The following is a 19,702-nucleotide window of genomic DNA, read 5'->3' as shown; positions in this document are numbered from 1 at the left end:
AGATGTTCAATCAAGGTTTAAGCCTAGATCAAGCACCACCTATAAATATACCTTTTAGATTCTTTTTAAGTGCTCCATTTTTTGGAGTGCTTATATCTTTTATTTTCTTTTTTGTCCCTTTTAATGAACTTTCAAATCAATATTCACATTTTGCAATAGGTTTAATTCATCTATTTACTTTAGGAATTTTATCTATGATAATTTTTGGAGCAATGCAACAAATGATGCCAGTTCTTGCAGGTGCGGTTATTAAAAAGCCAATATTATTTGCAAATATTGTTCATACTAGCCTTGTTCTTGGAACTTTATTTTTAAGTTTTTCTTTTATTTTGGAAATAAAATTTTTACTTCATATTGCAGTATTATTTTTATCAATTGCATTTTTGACTTTTTTTATTTTAAGTATAAAACTTTTATTTACTGTGAAATATTTAACTTCAACAGTCAAAGCTATGCGATTATTTAGTGTTGCTGGAATCATAACTTTATGTTTTGGTTTATATCTAGCAATTTCACATATAAGCCTAAATTTTAATGAAAACTACTATATATTTGTATTTTTACATATATTATTTGCTTTGTTTGGTTTTACACTTTTACTTATAATGGGTGTTTCATTTCAAGTAATTCCTATGTTTTATGTGGCGCTAGATTTTCCAAAATTTATTCAAAATAAAACTCCTTTGATTTTATTTATTTTGCTTTTTATATCAGCTGTTTTTTTCTATTTTAATATAAACTTTTTAATACTAAAATTGGCTTTTATAGGACTAATTATAAGTTTCGCTTTTTATGGTTTAAAATCACTAAACAATAGAAGAAGACCTGTATTTGATGCAACTTTATGGTATTGGAAACTCTCTTTGAGTTCTTTAATTGTTGCAATGAATTTTTGGTTATTTGACTTTTTTGAATCAAACTATATTTTGGCTATTATTTTTGCTTTTGGGTTTTTGTATTCACTTTTACAAGGAATGGTTTATAAAATAATTCCTTTTTTATCGTGGTTTCATTTAAGCTCAAAAGGTTATTTTAAACTTCCAACTATAAGAGAGTTTATAGATGAAAAATATATAAAAATTCATTTTTTTATACATTTTATTTCTATCATATTTTTTGTTTTGAGTTATTTTCAAAATAGTTTTATTTATATAGCTGCTGTTTTATTTTTGGCTTCAAATATCTTATTTTTTATAAATTGTTTAAATGCTGTTAGAAAATATACGGCAATTGCAAAAACAGATCCTATGGATTTAAGTGCGTTTAAATAATATCACTTGTGTTATAATGCGACCTTAATTTTAAGGTACATTATAATTTAGGGAAACTCATGTCAAATCAAAGCAATCAAATTTTAAAAAACACAAATGCACAAATATTAGATGAATTTAACGCTTCTATTATGTTTGATAAAGAACTTTATGCACAAGATATAAAAGGTTCAATTGCTCATTCACAAATGTTAGCAGAACAAGGAATTTTAACTCTTGAAGAACAAAAAGCAATAGAAACAGGACTTTTACAAGTAAAAAATGAAATTGAAAGTGGAGAGTTTAAATTCTCTTTAGCTTATGAAGATATTCACATGGCAGTTGAAACAAGATTAACTGAAATTATAGGTGAACCTGGAAAAAGACTTCACACAGCAAGAAGTAGAAATGACCAAGTAGCAACTGACTTTAGACTTTATGTTCAAGATAAATCATTAAGTATAAAAGCACAATTAAAAGAGTTGGTTGAAACTTTTGTGTCTGTTGCATCTAAACATACAACAACATTAATTCCCGGAATGACTCATTTACAACACGCTCAACCTCTTAATTTTGGTTATCATTTATTAGCTTATGCAAATATGTTTAAAAGAGATTTTGAAAGATTTGAAAGTTCATATGAAAGAAATAACTATTGTCCCCTTGGAAGTGCAGCACTTGCTGGAACTCCACATAATATAAATAGAGTTTCAACTTCACAAAAATTAGGATTTATAGCTCCCACTTCACATGCTATGGATACAGTTTCAGATAGAGATTTTGCATTAGAGATTTTATTTAATATAAGCACAGCAATGATGCATATAAGTAGAATCTCAGAAGAACTTATTTTATGGTCATCTTATGAATTCCAATTTGTAAGAATGAGTGATGAATATGCAACAACAAGCTCAATTATGCCACAAAAGAAAAATCCTGATGTTCCTGAACTTTTAAGAGGAAAAACAGGAAGAGTTTATGGAAATCTTATTTCACTTTTTACAGTTATGAAAGGTTTACCACTTGCATATAACAAAGATACTCAAGAAGATAAAGAGGGAGTTTTTGATTCAGTTAAAACTATGGAAATTTCAATTTCTATTTTAAATGAAGTAATCAAAACAATGATTGTAAATGTAGATAAAATGCAAAATGCTTGTAAAATTGGGCATTTAAGTGCAACAGATTTTGCAGATTATTTAGTAACTAAGCAAAATATGCCATTTAGAACAGCATATTACCTTACAAAAGATGTGGTTACAAAAGCAAATAGTTTAAATAAAGATATTAGTGAATTAAATATTGATGAAATTAGAAGTTCAAATGAAGAATTAAAAGATATAAATGAAGAAATTCTGATGTTTTTAGATTTAAGAAACTCAATGAATGCAAGAACTTCATTAGGTGGAACAGCTACAAGTCAAACAGTTAGTCAAATAGAAATATTTAAAGAGTGGTTAAAAAATTAGAGTAAAAAAATAAGATGAGAAAATCTCATCTTATTTATAAAAGATTATCATATTATCTTAGTAAGAATTTTTTCGTTAATTTGAAAAGATTTGAAATATCAGTTTTTCCAACAAATCCATCAACACCAACTTGACTCATTTTCCCTCTTACTGCATCTGTTGTCATTGAAGAGTTTACAATAACTGGAATATGAGCGAAATTTTTATTACTTTTTATAAATGAAGCAACTTGATAACCATCAGTTCCAGGCATTTCAATATCAGTAATAACCATTCCGATCTTATCAGGATTTAGTTCTTCTAATCTTTTTATTAGAAGTGTTCCATTTGCATAAATTTCATATTCAAGACCAGTTTCTTGAAAGAATGAACTTAAAACTTCCCTAGCAACTCCTGAATCCTCAGCTGCTAAAATAATTTTACTTGAGTGAAGTTTTTCATCAACATATTTTTTAATTTCATCAGAACCATCATCAGTCCATTTAATATCTCTTAATAATTGTTCTGCATTAAATACAGTACAAAGTTCGTCTTTATTATTTACTTTTACATAAGTTGTATAAGTTATCTTTGAATTTGTTTCTTCTGTATGTCTTAATTCATCAGTTGTTTTTTCAACAATATCAAGCATATCTTTTACTAAAAAACCAATTTTTTTATGATTAAATTCACAAAAAATAATAAGTTTATAATCTTTCACTTCTAAAGCTGGAAGTCCAAGCCAAGCATCAAGATTTATTAAAGTTACAGGTTCACCTCTTATTGTTGCAATTCCTGCTATAACATTTGTGTCTTTTGGAGTATCATTTATAGCAACTTCTTCAGTAATTATAAAAGCTTTAACTTTTGCTATATTAATTGCGTAAATATTACTGTGACCAGTGTAAAATACAGCTAATTGTTGAACATTCCTAAGATGTCCTTGAGTCATTTGTTCAACACTACTACTAATACCGCTCATGAGAATCCTTTATTAAGTATAAGTTAATTATTATATATCTTTTAAACTTTAAGTAACTTTAAGTTATTTTTTTGAATTTATTTATCAATTTTTGAATAGTTACAGATGCCATCATTAAACCGAAACTTCCTGTAACTCCCTCAAAACTTCCCTTTTCTACGCATATTGGAAGTTCAGATGAAAAAATTACTTTGAATTTTTTCTTAAAGCCTTGAGCTTTTAATTCAGTTCTTATTTTTTTTATAAATGGGTCATTGTATGTATCCCAAATAGAAATATATTCTATTTTAGATGGGTCAATTCTTTTTGCTCCACCACTTGTACTGATTATTTTTGTAAAATATTTTTTTATTAGGTGAACTTTTGGTTTTACATCATCAATTGCATCTAAAATATAATCATAAGACGAAAAATCAAAATCGTCAATCCATTCAGGTGTAATTTTTATATGAATAGCTGTAACTTCGGGATATTTTTCTTTTAAAGCTTCTACTTTTACTCGTCCAATATTCCCAAAACTTCCCATTTGTCTATTTAAATTTGATTCTTCATATGTATCAAAATCTACTATTGTGATATTTTTAATTCCAGTGTTATAAAGTGCATCTAAAGCAAAACTTCCAACACCACCAACTCCTAAAAGTATTAGTTTAACATCTTTGAATTTTTCAAAAATATCCTCACCAAATAGCTTTTTCGATCTATCATATTTCATCTAAACTTCTCTTTTACTTGTTTTTGGGTATTATAACATAAATTAATTTATTGGAGATGTTCATGGATAAAGAACCAATGACCCTAGCTGGGTATAACAAAATTACTGGTGATTTGGAATTTTTGAAAAAATCAGAAAGACCTGAAACTGTAATTGCACTTGAAGAAGCTAGACAATTAGGAGACTTAAAAGAAAATGCTGAATATCACTCTGCTAAAGATAAATTAAAACTAATTGATTTTCAAATAGCTGAATTAAATGCAGTTATTTCAAAAGCTGTAATAATTGATCCAGCAACTCTTCCACACAATAAAGTAAGTTTTGGTTCAACTGTTTCTTTAGTTGATTCAAATACTGATGAAGAACTTACTTATATGATTGTTGGTGGAGTTGAATCAAATGCCGAAAAAGGAATGATTTCATTTAATTCTCCCTTAGCTAAACAACTAATGGGAAAAGAAGAGGGCGATGAAGTAAAAGCTACACTTCCAGGTGGAGTTAGAACTTTTGAAGTTTTAGGTGTATGTTACAAGGAAATTATTTTACAATGAATGTAGCAATTATTGGTGCTAGTGGTTATACAGGTTTAGAATTAATAAAGATTTTAATAAACCATCCAAAGTTTAATATTGCTTATATTGCAAATTCAAGTGGGGATATAAATGTTAAAGATTTACATCCTTGTTTAAAAAATGTAATAAATATGGATGTAAGTTTAGCAAATGCGTCAGAAGTTGCAAAAGTAGCTGATTTAGCCTTTTTAGCACTTCCCCATAAAACTGCAATGTCATTTGCAAAAGAGCTTTTAGAACTTGGTCTAAAAGTTATTGATTTAAGCGCTGATTATAGACTTGAGCTTGAAACTTATGAAAAATATTATTGTGAACACCTTGATAAAGAACATATCAAAGATGCTGTTTATGGTTTACCTGAATATTTTAAAGAAGATATTAAAACTGCAAAATTAATCGCAAATCCAGGTTGTTACCCAACAGCTTCACTTTTAGCATTATTACCATTTATTGATTATATTGACACCGATGCACAGATTTTTATTGATGCAAAATCTGGTGTTAGTGGAGCTGGAAAAAATCCTAGTGAAACGACTCATTATTGTCAAATAAATGATAATGTTCATGCTTATAATCCATTTAAACATAGACATATGCCAGAGATTCATGAAAAAGTGAAGATTTTAAAAGGTAAAGATGTTTCTATAAATTTTGTACCTCATTTATTGCCACTCACAAGGGGAATGTTGGTATCAGTTTTTGCCACATTAAAAGATGATATTGATGTAAATGAGATTTTAAATAAAGCTTACAAAGATTGTGAATTTATAAGAATTAGAGAAAAACCAGTTGATGTTAAATCAGTTGCTGGAACAAATTTTTGTGATTTATTTGTAGCTAAAAATGGTAAAGCACTTTTTGTTAGTTCTGCTATTGATAATCTTCTAAGAGGAGCTTCATCTCAAGCTGTTGTAAATGCAAATATCATTTGTGGGTATGAAGAATATGAGGGAATCCCTAAAATAGCCTATGTTCCTTAGTATAAAACCAGATGCTATTTTTGTAGCTGATTCGCATTTTAATAATAAAAACCAAGAATTATTAACATTTTTAACAAAAGTTGAAAGTAAAAAAATACTTACTTCTCAACTTTTTCTTATGGGTGATATGATAGATTTTATTTCAGGTGAAAGTAGATATTTTGTCAAACAAAATAGTGTTGTAATAAATCTTTTAAATAAATTATCAAATGAAATAGAGATTATTTATTTAGAGGGAAATCATGATTATAATCTAAAAAATCTTTTCCCAAATATTCAAGTAATAAAAAGAGAAAATCAACCATTATTTGCTAACTTTGAAGAAAAAACTGTTGCAATTTCACATGGAGATAATTTTATAAATTGGAAATATGATTTGTATTGTAAGTTTATAAGAAACGCTGTTTTTTTAAGAGTTATGAACTTTTTGGATATAAATTATTTTATTTCAAAGAAAATAGAAAATGCATTATTGAGTAAAAATATTTGTCATAAAATGAACAATTTTGAACATATTGTAAAAAGAAGATTAGAAAATTATAATACAGATATTGTAATAGAAGGACATTATCATCAAGGTGTTGGATATTTCTTTGATAATAAAGAGTATATAAATATTCCATCTTTATGTTGTCAGAAAAAATATATGAGAATCTCAAAATCAGGATTTCATGGAGAAGAAATATGAATTTGATGTTTTTGGTCATAGGATTAGTTGTTTTATTAATAGTTGTTATTTTAATTCCTACATCATTGGGTAGTAAAAAAAATAAGAAAAATAGTGAAAATATTAATAATTCAGAAATAAAAATAAATGATTTAATACTTCCAAGAAAAATAGAACAGATGAATCCTTACTCTTTATTTCAAGCTTGTAAAATAATCACAGATTCTTATGTAGCTTTAAATTATGTGAATAAACTTGCAAGTGCTTTAGATAAAATCGAATGGCATTCATGGCAAATATCGATTTTGATTCAATTTTTAAAAGTACATAAAGATTTTATTCTTCCTTATGATATAAAAATAATTAATAGTATGATTTTAAATTTGAGTAATGATTTAAAAGAAAAAGAGATGCAAAAAATCTTTAAAAAATATATAAACCATGTTAATATAGAAAAAAATAGAGATGAATTAAGTAGAGAAATAATTTGGACAGCAAGAGAAGTTTCTGTTATTTTATTTAATATATTGAAAAACCAAAAAGGATAACCCATCGCAAAGTTTGAAGTAGTAAGTGATTATGAACCAGCAGGTGATCAACCAGTTGCCATAAAAGCTTTAAGTGATTCTATAAACGCAGGAAACCAATACAACACGCTTTTAGGGGTTACTGGTTCAGGTAAAACATATACTATTGCAAAAGTAATAGAAGCCACACAAAAGCCAACTTTGATTATGACTCACAATAAAACATTAGCTGCTCAGTTGTACTCAGAGTTTAAGCAGTTTTTTCCTAATAATCATGTTGAATATTTTATTTCTTATTATGATTATTATCAGCCAGAAGCTTATATTCCAAGAAGTGATTTATTTATTGAAAAAGATAGTTCGATAAATGAAGAACTAGAAAGATTAAGATTAAGTGCCACAGCTTCACTTTTATCTTTTGATGATGTTATTGTAATTGCATCAGTATCAGCAAACTATGGTTTGGGAAATCCTGAGGAATACAAAGCTATGGTTCAAAGGGTTGAAGTTGGATTTGAATACTCTCAAAAAGCCTTTTTGATAAAACTTGTGGAAATGGGTTATAAAAGAAATGATAAGTTTTTTGATAGGGCAGATTTTAGAGTAAATGGCGATGTTATAGATATTTTCCCTGCTTATTATGAAGATGAATTTATAAGAGTTGAGTTTTTTGGCGATGAGGTTGAATCAATTTCAAAAAGAGAATATTTAACAAATAATAAAATAAAAGATTTGCAAGAATCAATTATTTATTCAGTAAATCCATTTGTTGTTTCAAATGATAAATTAGCAACTGCTGTAAAAAGAATAGAAGAAGAACTGGATGAGAGACTTGATTTTTATACAAAAGAGCAAAAGTTAGTAGAATATCAAAGACTAAAACAAAGAGTTGAGTTTGATTTAGAAATGATTGAGGGAACTGGAATGTGTAAAGGAATTGAAAATTACGCAAGTCATTTAACTGGTCAACAACCAGGTGAAACTCCATATTCTCTTTTGAATTATTTTGAACAAATGGATAAAGATTTTTTATTAGTTGTTGATGAATCTCATGTTTCTTTATCTCAGTTTCGTGGAATGCACGCAGCTGATAGAAGTAGAAAAGAAGTTTTAGTTGAGTATGGTTTTAGACTTCCAAGTGCTTTGGATAATAGACCTTTAAAATTTGAAGAATTTATAAAAAAAGCGCCAAATTATGTGTTTGTAAGTGCCACTCCAAATGAGTTAGAATTAAATTTAAGTTCAGTTGTAGCAGAGCAAATTATTCGACCAACGGGATTACTTGACCCAATTATTGATATTGTGGATAGTGAATTTCAAGTGGAAAAACTTCATGATGAAATCAAAAAAGTAGTTGCTAAAAATGAAAGAGTTTTAGTTACTGTTTTGACTAAAAAAATGGCAGAAGAACTAGCAAGTTATTACGCAGATTTGGGAATAAAAGTAAAATATATGCATAGTGAAATTGATGCAATACAAAGAAATCATATTATTAGAGAATTAAGACTTGGAGTTTTTGATGTATTAATTGGAATTAACCTTTTAAGAGAAGGTTTGGATATTCCAGAAACTTCTTTGGTTGCTATTTTAGATGCAGATAAAGAAGGATTTTTAAGAAGTAAAACATCACTTATTCAAACAATCGGACGAGCTGCTAGAAATGAAAATGGAAGAGTTATTTTATTTGCAAAAAAAATCACAGCATCAATGCAGTTTGCAATAGATGAAACAAATAGAAGAAGAAAAATCCAAGAAGAACACAATATTCTTCATGGAATCACACCAAAATCAACAAAAAGAAAACTAGACCAAAGTCTAAAACTAGAAGAGTACGATGAACTTGCATGGAAAAAAGAAAAAATAGAAAAAATGCCAGCAAGTGAGAGAAAAAAGATTTTAATTGAACTAAATAGACTAATGAAAAAAGCAGCTCAAGACTTAAATTTTGAAGAAGCTATTAGGCTAAGAGATGAAATTTCTAAGGTTAAAGAGATATGAAAAAAGCAACAAAACAAGATATAGAAATCATAAAACAAGCCTTTATAGAAAAATACAGTGATGCTGTTACTGAACTTAATTATAAAAATGATTATGAGTTATTAATTGCGATTATTTTAAGCGCACAATGTACAGATAAAAGGGTAAATATTATAACTCCAGCACTTTTTCTTAAATATCCAAGTGTGAAAGAACTAGCACTTGCCCAACTTGATGATGTAAAAGCTTTATTAAATTCTTGTTCATTTTTTAACAATAAATCAAAAAATATTATTAAAATGGCTCAAAGTGTATTAACTGAATATGATGGAGAAATTCCACATAATCAAAAAGAACTTATGAAATTAGCAGGTGTTGGAAACAAAACTGCGAATGTTTTTATGATTGAATTCGAAGGTGCAAATCTTATGGCTGTTGATACTCATGTTTTTAGAGTTTCTCACAGACTTGGTCTTAGTGATGGGAAAACAGTAGATATAACTGAAGCTGATTTAGTTAAAAAACTAAAAGGGCATGATTTACATATTTTTCATCAAGCGATGGTTTTATTTGGAAGATATATTTGTAAAGCTGTAAAACCTGAGTGTGATAATTGTTTATTTCCACAGGTTTGCAAAACTAAAGTCTCTTTTAAACCTGCATAAATATGAGAGAAGAAGAGTTATTTTAGACTATCTTTTTAGACACTCTTCTTGTAAATCTGAGAAATTTTTAAATATAAAATTATCTTTAATCTTATCTATTTCAATATTTGTAGCCACACACAAAAACTCTTGATTATCTTTTTTTACAATGTATGTAAATTTATAAATAAATTTATCTTTTGAGCTTACAACTTTGTTATTTAAAAGTTCTGCACTTAAGCTTTCAATAATTAAGTTTTTTTCTTTTTCATATTTTTCTTTAAATAAATTTGGAAAAAATTCTTCTTGTTTTTTTTCGTATAATATATAAGTAATAGTAGATATTACGATAACTAATAAAAGGATTATAAGCTCTCTTTTTTCAAATTGATTATTTACTCTATAAATTATCAAAGTAATAGCGATAATTAAAGCAGCAATTATAATTATTATTTGCATTTTATTCCTTTTTGTTTATTTTTATTATATCCTAGCTTAACAAAAAGCTTTTGGAATAAAGCTTTGAAAGTAGGGGAATTATGGAATTGTCTGAGGAAAAATATGATATTGCAATAATTGGCGGTGGCTGTGTTGGAAGTGGGATTGCTTTGGATGCAACATTGCGAGGATATAAAGTAATATTACTTGAAAAAAATGATTTTTCAAGTGGATCTAGTTCTAAAAGTTCCAAGTTAGTTCATGGTGGTGTTAGATACCTTGAAAAAGCTATAAAAGAGCTGGATATAACTCAATATAATTTAGTAAAAGAGGGCATAAAAGAAAGAGCAATTTTTCTAAAAAATGCTCCATATTTCTCAAAAAAAATAAAAATCAATATTCCAATATTTTCATATTTAAATCTTATTTATACATATTTTGGAATTTTAATTTATAAATTAATTGCTAGAAAAAAAAGCTTAGGTAAAAACTCTTTTATAAATAAGATTGTTAGTGTTTTATGTTTTCCAAATATAAAACAAGAGAAATTAAAAGGTTGTATTTCTTTTTATGATGGAAGTTTTTTAGACTCAAGAATGATAATATCACTTCTACAAACAGCTTCTAAAAATGCAGCAATAATAAAAAATTATTGTGAGGTAATTGAATTCTTATATGATGAAAATAATAAAATTAAAGGCGTTAAATATTTTGATAAAACTCAAAATAAAACTTATGAAATAAATGCAAAAATTGTTGTAAATGCAAGTGGTGCAAATGTAGATAATTTGAGATTAAAAGATGATGAAACATCAAATGAAGTTTTGGCTTTAAGTAGTGGAATTCATATTGTAGTTTCAAAGGAAGTTTTGCCTTTGGAGGAAGGACTTTTACTTCCAAATACAAGTGATGGAAGAATTATTTTTATTTTGCCTTATTTAAATCATTGTTTAATTGGAACAACTGATAATAAAACTATTTATGAAGAAAATCAAAGAGTGAAAGATGAAGAAATAAAGTATTTATTAAAAGAGATAAATAATTATTTTGAAAAAGAGATAACAAAAGATGATATTTTGTCTTCATGGAGTGGAATTAGACCATTAATAAAAAGTAATAAAAGCACAACACAACAAATGGTAAGAGAACATATAATTTTAAAATCAAAGAACAATTTAGTTTCAATAGCTGGTGGAAAATGGACAACTTATAGAAAAATGTCTGAAGATTTAGTAGATTTTTTAATTAAAAATAAGTTTATAGAAAAACAAAAAAATTGTGAAACTAGAAATTATAAATTAGCTGGAAATGAAGCAAATATAGAAGAATTTGATAAATTTATGAGTTTTTATCCTATATTAAAAATGACAAAAGAGTCTTTGAAAACTTTATATGGAACTTTTTGTATTAAAATTTTGAGTTTAGCAAATGAAACAGATAATTTTGAGTTAATAAATGAAAATTTGCCATATTTAAAAGCTGAAATAGAATATTGTATAAAAGAAGAATTTGTAGAAAAACCAATAGATTTTTTAGCAAGAAGAATAGGGCTTTGTTTTTTAGATAAAAAAATGGCACTTGAGTGTGTAAATTGTGTTTGTGAAGAAATGGGAAAAATTCTTTTTTGGGATGAAAAAAGAGTCGAAGATGAGAAAATTGAGTGTAAAGAGTATATAAATAATTATTTCTAATAGATAATTAACAAAAAATTAACAGCTCTTGGTAATACTTTTATAAATTTATTAATTTAAGGCAAATTTATGAAAAAATTTATTTCATTATCACTTATAACAACTGCAATTTTGTTAAATGCAAGTGAAGTTGAAACTTTAGAAACTATAAGTGTTGTAGAAACTGCGAACTCTAAAATAGTAAAAGATGTTAGTTCTGAAGAACTAAAAAGTGCTGATTTAGCTGAAGCTTTAAGTAAAAATGTACCATCTATTTCAATAGTAAGAAGAAGTGGAATTGCAAATGATATTATTTTAAGAGGTCAGAAAAAAGATAATATTAATATTCTTCTTGATGAAGCAAAAATCTATGGAGCTTGTCCAAATAGAATGGATCCTGCAACTTCTCATGTATTAACAAACAATATTCAAAGTGTAAAAGTAATCGAGGGACCTTATGATGTTGAAAATTTTGGAACATTAAGTGGACTTGTTCAAGTAAAAACAAAAGAACCAACAAAAGATGTTCATGGGGAAATCAACTTAAACGCTGGAAGTTTTGGATATAAAAAAGCTAGTGCAACGGTAAGTGGTGGAACAGATAGATTTAAGCTTTTAGTATCAACTTCAACAGAAGAGGGTGATCAATATAAAGATGGAAATGGGGATAATTTTTCGCAGCAACAATTAGAAAAAGGTGTTGAATATAAAAGTCAATACTCAAATCCAAAACAAAAAGCATTTGAGAAAAAAACACTTCTAACAAAAGGTGTATTTAATATCAATGATGATTCTGAAATAAAATTATCTTATACTGCAAATAGAAGTGATAATATTTTATATCCAACTGGTTCAATGGATGCTGATTATGATGATTCAAATATTTATACAGTTGGATATACTGCTAGAAATTTAGGTGATTTTTCTAAAGAGTTGAATTTAGATTATTATTATTCAGAAGTTGATCATCCAATGAGTACTACATTAAGAAATAGAAAAGCAACAGCAACATCAATGATGCCTATGGCTCCAATGATAAGTCGTCTAAAAACATCTATTTGGGGAACTAAAGTTAAAAATAGTGTAGAAGTTGCAGATTCAATTGTTACAGTTGGCTTAGATACAAGTGTTAGAAATTGGAGAGCCGTTGATACTGCAACTCCTAGTATTCCCTCAACTGATACTACAAATAAAGCAATTTTCTCAAAAGTTGAAAAATCATTCGGTAAATTAGATTTAGAACTTGGAGCTAGATATGATTATACAGATATTGATACAAGTAAGATAATAAATCCTGATGATAAAAAATATGTTGGATTAAATGCAAATATTTTTGGTGTTTATAATATTGATGAAAATACAAAAACTTTTGCTGGTATTGGTAAATCTTCAAGAGTTCCAGATGCAAGAGAACTTTATAATAGTATGGCTGGAAATTCTACATTAGATCAAACAAAAAATTATGAAGCAGATATAGGTTTTGATAAAACTATTGGAACATTTAACATTAGACCAAAACTCTTTTATTCAGTGTTAAAAGATTATATTTATAATTCAACAGTTACTTCAACAACAAGTAAATTTGAAAATGTTGATGCAAAAATCTATGGATTAGATGTTTCAGGATTTTATTTTATGACTGAAAATTTATCACTTGATTATGGAATAGCATATCAAAGAGGGACAAAAGATGGAGATTTTGCAGACAAAGATTTAGCAGAAATTCCACCATTAAAAGGAAATTTAGCATTAAATTATGAAATGGATAAATCAAAATATACAGCTGAAGTTGTAGCTGTTGATTCTTGGGATAGTTATGATAGTTCAGCTAAAGAGCAAGAATTAGGTGGATATGCAGTGTTTAATTTAAAATATACTAATCAATTACATAAAAATATCGGTATAACTTTGGGAGTTGATAATGTATTAGATAAAAATTATGCTTCAACAAATACTTATCAAGATATAAGTTACTTATCATTGAATAATGAAAGAATTTTATTCAATGACCCAGGAAGATATGGATATGTAAATTTAAAATATAGCTTTTAAAAGCTATATTTTAATCAAACTCCATTCGGACTTGTGTTTGTCCAGTTGTTCCAAATTCATAATCTATTTGTGTGGCAATTGCTTTAAAATCAATACCTTGAACTACTTTTAAACCTTTTAGAATCTCTTTTTTCCCACTTATTAATTCTTTTGATTTTATTCCATGAGAAATAGATAAACTAGCTTCCACAAATGCTGATAATTTATCACATTGTTTTAAAGCTAATCCATCAATTGCATTATATTTATTTGAGTTATATTTTGAAATATCTTCTACTATTTGAATCTTATCTTCATAGATTTTATCTTGAAATTCTTCTTTAATTCCATCATAAAGACCTAAAATATAAGAAAATTCATCATGTAATATTTCTGGAATATTAGGCAAAATATCATCTTGAATTTTTTCTATTTCATACTCTGCAATTATGTCTGATAACTCATCAACACAATATTTTACAGGTGTTATAATATCTCTAGTAAGAGCTTCAGGTAAATCATGAAATAGTGCTGTAAAGAAGTTATTTTGTAATCTTTTATCACAAGCATTTACTTCAACTGAAAAGAAATATCCAAAAATTGCAACTGTTAACATATGTCCTAAAACTGATGTTTCAGGAACTCTTGGCGTTTGTGCCCATCTTTTTTGAAATCTTAATCTTCCACTTAAATCAATAATTTTTCCAAGTTTTTTATTTAGTGCAATTTTTCGAACTCCAATTAATTCATAATAATCTTCAAGTTCTTCATCAACACTTTTTTTGACATCTTCAATATCATTTAAAAATTGACTTGTTTGATAAACAATAGAAAATTCCCATTTAGTTGCTAAATATGAAGCAGCTTTGAGAACAAATCTCTCTTTTTTATACATTTCAGGATTACTTAAATATTCTTCAAATTTTTGTAAAAAATTCCCATTATCTATATCTTTTATAGATGGAGTCAGTTTTGAAATAACCCAAGCATTAATCTCTTTTGATTTTTTTTGTAAAGCTTTTCTAAAAACATCAGGTCTAATATCAGTTACAACAACTCGTCTTAAAAACTCAAAAATTCCAGCTTCTATCAAATGAGTATAGTTTATATCTGTTTCAAGTTTTGCAATAAAATATGCAATTATAAATTTATGTGCTTGTTTATCAAGTTCAACAAGTTCAACCATTCGAGGATAATCATTCCATCTTTGAATTGAAGCTGAAGTAAAAATATAATCTATAATTCTTGGATTTATCAATTTCTAACCTTATTTGTCTTTTTTTGAATCATCAAAAAACATCATTTTTTTACCAAGTAACATTAGTCCAACAACAACAAACATCATTAAATATACTTGCCAATCACTCATAATTAACTCCTACAATTTCCCATTTTCCCCAAAGCATTGATTTTCTCAACTCGACCTTGGTGTCTTCCACCCTCAAATTCTGTTTTGTCCCATGATTTAATAATAGCTTCAATCATACCATGACCTGAAACTCGCTCACCTAAACAAATAATATTTGCATCATTGTGTTTTCTAGCCATTCTTGCACTATATTCATTGTGACAAAGTGCTGCTCTAATCCCATCAAATTTATTTGCAGCCATACTCATTCCAAGTCCTGAACCACAAATTAAAATTCCCATAGTTCCTTCATTTTCAAGAACTTTTTTACAAACTTTTGCTGCATAATCAGGATAATCAACTCTATCTTTACTAAAAGGTCCTAAATCAACCACTTCATGACCTCTTTCTTCAAAAAGTTCTTTAACATAATCTTTTATATCGATTCCAGCATGATCAGCACCAATAAAATATTTCATTAATAAATTCCTTCTTGCTGTTCAATTTTTAATTTCTCAAAATCAACAGTTTCTTCTAAAGTTTTAACACTTTTTAAAACTCTATTCCATCTAATTTCTTTATGCTCATCCCATGAAAAATATATAAACCAAGGAGTTCCAACTATATCTTTATACGGAACTGTTCCCCAAAATCTTGAATCATTTGAATGGTCTCTATTATCTCCCATCATAAATGTTTCATCTTCTGGAACAATTATTGCTGACATATTAAATAATTCAGCTGGATTTAGACCATTATCCACAACATTTTCATCATTATGAATACCTGAATGTTCTTTTCTATATGGATTTACAACCCAAAGTTTATCCCCAACTTCAACAATATTCTCTTTTGGATAGTTTGCTTTTACAAACTCATTTCCCTCTTTTGGATGAAGTAAAAGATGCTTATCTTGGATTGCTACTAAATCGCCACCTGTTGCTACTGCTCTTTTTACATAGTGAATAGTTTCATTTTTTGGGTATCTAAAAACTACAATATCACCTCTTTTTGGTCTTGGTCCTTCAATTAAGTGACCATTTCCATTAAAATCTGGTAATACTTTTATTTCTAGCCATGGAATTCTAGGAGTTGGAATACCATAAGAGAATTTTTTAACAAAAAGCATATCTCCAATTAGAAGAGTATTTTTCATACTTCCACTTGGAATCACAAATGCTTGTGCAATAAAAAATATTATTCCAAGAACAATTATAATCGTTCCGGTCCATGAAGAAGACCATTTATATATTTTGCTAAACATTTATTTTTTTTCTCTTTTTTCTCTTAGTTTTGCGGCTTTAATTGTATTTTTTAAAAGCATTCCAATAGTCATTGGTCCTACACCACCTGGAACTGGTGTTATATGAGAACATTTGTTTTTACAGTCTTCAAAATCTGCATCACCTGTTAATTTACCAGTATCAAGTCTATTAATACCAACATCAATAACAATAGCACCATCTTTAATCATGTCAGCTTTTAATAAGTGAGGAACACCAACAGCAATTACAACAATGTCAGCAGCTTTTGTGAAAAATGCTAAATCTTTTGTTCTACTATTACAAACAGTTACTGTTGCTTTTGCATTAATTAAAAGTGAAGCCATAGGTTTTCCAACAATATCAGAAGAACCAATTACAACAACATTTTTTCCACTTACTTCAATTCCATACTCTTCAAACATTCTCATAACACCAAAAGGAGTTGCTGGTAAAAATGCATCAAGATTTGAAACCATTCTTCCTACATTGTATGGATGAAATCCATCAACATCTTTTAAAGGATCAATTGCTTCAAGAACTACAGTTGTATCTATATGTTTTGGAAGTGGTAATTGAACTAAAATACCATCAAGTTTAGGATTTTCATTCATTCTTGCAATTGTTTCAAGTAACTCTTCTTGAGTTATACTTTCAGGCATTTCATGAACAACTGAATAAATACCAGCATTTTTGCATGATTTTGCCTTACTTGCTACATATGTTGCACTTGCTGCATCATTTCCTACTAAAATAACAGCAAGACCTGGAGTGATTTGTTTTTCCTCTACAAGTTCTGCTACTTCAACTTTTACTTCTTCTTTGATTTTTTCAGATAATGCTTTTCCATCTAATAATATCATTGGATTTTACCTTGTTTTGTATTTATATATAAGACAGTCATTTTATCCAAAAATGAATTAATAAAAGTTAAATGTAAAATTAATAAAAACTTAAACTTACATTTAGAAAACTTTTTATATAATTCTGCCCTAAATTTAAAAACAAAGGAACCGTTATGTTAGAGGGTATCATCAGAGATAGTATGACAAAACAAGCTACTAAAACTTTAAGAAGAGATGGGTATTTAATTGCGAATATCTATGGTAAAGGTTTAGAAAATATTTCAGCTGCATTCAAAAGAAATGAATTCATCAAATTTTTAAAAAACAAAGAGACTTTAGCATTTGATGTTAATCTTGGTGGAAACATTGTAAAAGTTGTAGTTCAAGAATATCAAAAATGTCCATTAACTTCAGAGTTATTACATGTTGATTTAATGGTAGCACAAGCTGGTCTTAAAACTGCATATAAAATTCCTGTTAAAACAACTGGTATTGCAAAAGGTCTAAAAAATAAAGGTCTTTTAATGATTCATACAAAAAGAGTACCTGTAAGATGTACATTAGAAAACTTACCAAATAGTATTACTTTAGATGTAACAGAATTAGATACAGGTGATAATATCTTAATTAGAGATTTAACTTTATCTGATACTTTAGAGTGTTTCTTAGACCCTAGAGTTCCTGTTGTTGGTATTATTAAAGCTAAATAGTTTTAATTAATGCATTTAATTGTAGGTCTTGGTAATATTGGTGAAAAATACCAATTAACTAGACATAATGTAGGATTTATGGTTATTGATGAAATAACCAAAAGTCTTACAACTTCTAATATCCAAAAATCAAATTTTCATTCTACCTTAGAAAAATCTGCTTATGATTTATTCTCAAAACCAACTACATATATGAATAATTCTGGAATGGCAGTTCATGCAATTAAAGAGTATTATAAATTAGGAATTGAAGATATTATTGTAATTCATGATGATATTGATTTACCATTTGGAGCTATAAAGTTCAAAATTGGTGGTGGTCATGGTGGACATAATGGCTTAAAATCAATAGATGCACATATAGGAAAAGAGTATATTCGTGTAAGAATTGGTGTTGGAAAACCACAAGATAAAGCAGATGTTGCAAATTATGTTCTTAATAACTTTTCAAAAGAAGAATTAAACAAACTACAAGATATAATGCCTCATATTATGAATGCTATAAAAGCACTAAAAAGTGAAGATATAGAACAAGTAAAATCTAAATTTACATTGAAGTAAGATGAACATATTAACAAAATATATTTTAAAAAAGTACCTAATTAATTTTATTATTGTTCTTATTTCCTTAGAGTTCTTTTTTGTAGGTATTGATATTTTACAAAACTTCAAATCTATTCCTCAATCAGCTAATTTACAAATTTTATATGTGCTATATATGGGATTTTTTACATTAACTCTAACTTTACCTTTATCAATTGTTTTTGCTTGGATTGTAACTTTAGTTGTATTTATTAAAAATAATGAATTTGTTGCTTTTAATGCACTTGGTTCTACAAATAAAAGAATCTTTTTACCAGTTGTAAATATCTCTATTTTATTATTAATAATGCTTATTTCTCTTCAAATGACTCCTTTAGCCTATTCATCAGATCAAAAAAGTAAGATATTAAGTAATCAATATTTTACAAATACAAAAAAAGATATTTTTTTAAAATATAATGATTATTATGTATATTTTAAAAAATTATTCCCTTTAGAAAAAAGAGCAGAGGGTATACATATTTTTAAAGTTTCAGGAAAAGATGTTATTGAAACAATTATTGGAGAAAAAGCATATTTCCAAAATAATAGATGGTATGTTTTAGATGTAAAGATAATTAATAAACCAAAAGATTTAAATTTAGATAATTCAAAATTAGATATTAGATATGAGAAATTTTTACATACATTAGATGGATTTAAGCCAAAAATTCTTGATAATGTTTATGATAATAAGTCTGATTTTTCTATATTAGATGCTGTTTCAGCACTTACTTTACTAAAAGAACAAGGAATAAACACAGCTAAAATAAGAAGTATTTTATATAATCAAACTGTAATTCCTTTTTTTGTTATTCCTCTTATCTTATTAATTTTTGCCTATGCTTCTTTAAATAGCAGATTTTTTAATATGGGAAAATTTACTTCTATTTCAATTTTTGGAACATTAATAATCTGGGGTATTTTCTTTATGTTATTTAAACTAACAAATGGTGGAATTATCCTCCCTGAAGTATCAATTTTATTGCCAATGTTATTTTGGATAATTATTTCAATCTATTTTTATAATAAAAAAATCAATTCTTAATACCAA

Annotated in this window: 20 protein-coding genes; 13 read left to right on the top strand and 7 right to left on the bottom strand. The window is 27.2% G+C overall.

From position 1 onward, the window contains the following. Positions 1–2 precede the first annotated feature (2 nt). Positions 3–1,271, top strand: a complete 1,269-nt coding sequence (locus B0174_RS01260; RefSeq protein ID WP_108557818.1) for a hypothetical protein — start codon at positions 3–5, stop codon at positions 1,269–1,271. A gap of 59 nt (positions 1,272–1,330) precedes the next feature. After that, positions 1,331–2,719 (top strand): argininosuccinate lyase, encoded by a 1,389-nt coding sequence (gene argH / locus B0174_RS01255; protein WP_108557817.1) that lies wholly within the window; start codon positions 1,331–1,333, stop codon positions 2,717–2,719. 52 nt (positions 2,720–2,771) lie between these two features. On the opposite strand, the gene B0174_RS01250 is transcribed toward argH, so the two are convergent. Next, entirely contained in the window at positions 2,772–3,680 is a 909-nt protein-coding gene (locus B0174_RS01250; RefSeq protein WP_108557816.1) for a chemotaxis protein CheV, read from the bottom strand. A gap of 58 nt (positions 3,681–3,738) precedes the next feature. Further along, entirely contained in the window at positions 3,739–4,395 is a 657-nt protein-coding gene (locus tag B0174_RS01245; RefSeq protein ID WP_108557815.1) for a tRNA threonylcarbamoyladenosine dehydratase, read from the bottom strand. A 62-nt stretch (positions 4,396–4,457) separates the two neighbouring features. On the opposite strand from B0174_RS01245, the gene greA reads away from it, so the two are divergent. Genes greA through nth form a run of 6 tightly spaced genes read left to right on the top strand, consistent with a single transcriptional unit; the run spans position 4,458 to position 9,783 of the window. Next, positions 4,458–4,946 carry a transcription elongation factor GreA gene (gene greA, locus B0174_RS01240; protein WP_108557814.1) on the top strand — a complete coding sequence of 163 codons (489 nt, stop codon included), beginning with the start codon at positions 4,458–4,460 and terminating at the stop codon, positions 4,944–4,946. Then, on the top strand, positions 4,943–5,947 hold the full coding sequence (gene argC, locus B0174_RS01235; protein WP_108557838.1) for an N-acetyl-gamma-glutamyl-phosphate reductase: 1,005 nt from the start codon (positions 4,943–4,945) through the stop codon (positions 5,945–5,947). The genes greA and argC overlap by 4 nt, the downstream gene beginning before the upstream one ends. Continuing rightward, positions 5,937–6,635, top strand: a complete 699-nt coding sequence (locus B0174_RS01230; protein ID WP_108557813.1) for a metallophosphoesterase — start codon at positions 5,937–5,939, stop codon at positions 6,633–6,635. The genes argC and B0174_RS01230 overlap by 11 nt, the downstream gene beginning before the upstream one ends. Further along, on the top strand, positions 6,632–7,162 hold the full coding sequence (locus B0174_RS01225; protein ID WP_108557812.1) for a hypothetical protein: 531 nt from the start codon (positions 6,632–6,634) through the stop codon (positions 7,160–7,162). The genes B0174_RS01230 and B0174_RS01225 overlap by 4 nt, the downstream gene beginning before the upstream one ends. A 3-nt stretch (positions 7,163–7,165) precedes the next feature. Then, positions 7,166–9,139, top strand: a complete 1,974-nt coding sequence (uvrB, locus tag B0174_RS01220; protein WP_108557811.1) for an excinuclease ABC subunit UvrB — start codon at positions 7,166–7,168, stop codon at positions 9,137–9,139. Then, positions 9,136–9,783 carry an endonuclease III gene (gene nth, locus B0174_RS01215; RefSeq protein WP_108557810.1) on the top strand — a complete coding sequence of 216 codons (648 nt, stop codon included), beginning with the start codon at positions 9,136–9,138 and terminating at the stop codon, positions 9,781–9,783. The genes uvrB and nth overlap by 4 nt, the downstream gene beginning before the upstream one ends. Before the next feature lie 27 nt (positions 9,784–9,810). Here nth and B0174_RS01210 read toward each other — a convergent pair whose 3' ends face one another. After that, the gene (locus B0174_RS01210; protein ID WP_108557809.1) at positions 9,811–10,221 is read right to left on the bottom strand and encodes a hypothetical protein; all 411 of its coding nucleotides are present in this window, start codon (positions 10,219–10,221) and stop codon (positions 9,811–9,813) included. Between the two features lie 80 nt (positions 10,222–10,301). Between B0174_RS01210 and B0174_RS01205 the strand changes: the two genes are divergently transcribed. Next, entirely contained in the window at positions 10,302–11,891 is a 1,590-nt protein-coding gene (locus tag B0174_RS01205) for a glycerol-3-phosphate dehydrogenase/oxidase (RefSeq protein WP_108557808.1), read from the top strand. Between the two features lie 69 nt (positions 11,892–11,960). Then, on the top strand, positions 11,961–13,922 hold the full coding sequence (locus B0174_RS01200; protein ID WP_108557807.1) for a TonB-dependent receptor plug domain-containing protein: 1,962 nt from the start codon (positions 11,961–11,963) through the stop codon (positions 13,920–13,922). A 10-nt stretch (positions 13,923–13,932) separates the two neighbouring features. Here the strand turns inward: B0174_RS01200 and B0174_RS01195 are convergent, their stop codons facing one another. The 4 genes from B0174_RS01195 to folD form a co-directional block, all read right to left on the bottom strand. Beyond that, positions 13,933–15,159 carry an HD domain-containing protein gene (locus B0174_RS01195; protein WP_108557806.1) on the bottom strand — a complete coding sequence of 409 codons (1,227 nt, stop codon included), beginning with the start codon at positions 15,157–15,159 and terminating at the stop codon, positions 13,933–13,935. 113 nt (positions 15,160–15,272) lie between these two features. Further along, positions 15,273–15,728 (bottom strand): ribose 5-phosphate isomerase B, encoded by a 456-nt coding sequence (gene rpiB, locus B0174_RS01190; RefSeq protein WP_108557805.1) that lies wholly within the window; start codon positions 15,726–15,728, stop codon positions 15,273–15,275. Next, positions 15,728–16,513 (bottom strand): signal peptidase I, encoded by a 786-nt coding sequence (gene lepB, locus B0174_RS01185; protein ID WP_108557804.1) that lies wholly within the window; start codon positions 16,511–16,513, stop codon positions 15,728–15,730. Before lepB ends, rpiB begins: the two co-directional genes overlap by 1 nt. Beyond that, a complete protein-coding gene (gene folD, locus B0174_RS01180) occupies positions 16,514–17,374 on the bottom strand; it encodes a bifunctional methylenetetrahydrofolate dehydrogenase/methenyltetrahydrofolate cyclohydrolase FolD (RefSeq protein WP_108557803.1) in 861 nt (286 codons plus the stop codon). A gap of 155 nt (positions 17,375–17,529) precedes the next feature. Between folD and B0174_RS01175 the strand changes: the two genes are divergently transcribed. Genes B0174_RS01175 through B0174_RS01165 form a run of 3 tightly spaced genes read left to right on the top strand, consistent with a single transcriptional unit; the run spans position 17,530 to position 19,696 of the window. Continuing rightward, positions 17,530–18,066 (top strand): 50S ribosomal protein L25/general stress protein Ctc, encoded by a 537-nt coding sequence (locus tag B0174_RS01175; RefSeq protein ID WP_108557802.1) that lies wholly within the window; start codon positions 17,530–17,532, stop codon positions 18,064–18,066. Between the two features lie 9 nt (positions 18,067–18,075). Next, positions 18,076–18,627 (top strand): aminoacyl-tRNA hydrolase, encoded by a 552-nt coding sequence (gene pth / locus B0174_RS01170; RefSeq protein ID WP_108557801.1) that lies wholly within the window; start codon positions 18,076–18,078, stop codon positions 18,625–18,627. 1 nt (position 18,628) lies between these two features. After that, positions 18,629–19,696, top strand: a complete 1,068-nt coding sequence (locus B0174_RS01165) for an LptF/LptG family permease (protein ID WP_108557800.1) — start codon at positions 18,629–18,631, stop codon at positions 19,694–19,696. Positions 19,697–19,702: the final 6 nt, after the last annotated feature.

Source organism: Arcobacter caeni, from assembly GCF_003063245.1.
Lineage (GTDB): Bacteria > Campylobacterota > Campylobacteria > Campylobacterales > Arcobacteraceae > Aliarcobacter > Aliarcobacter caeni.
The sequence above is the reverse complement of the archived record's forward strand: the minus strand, read 5'-3'. Positions and strand labels throughout refer to the sequence as shown.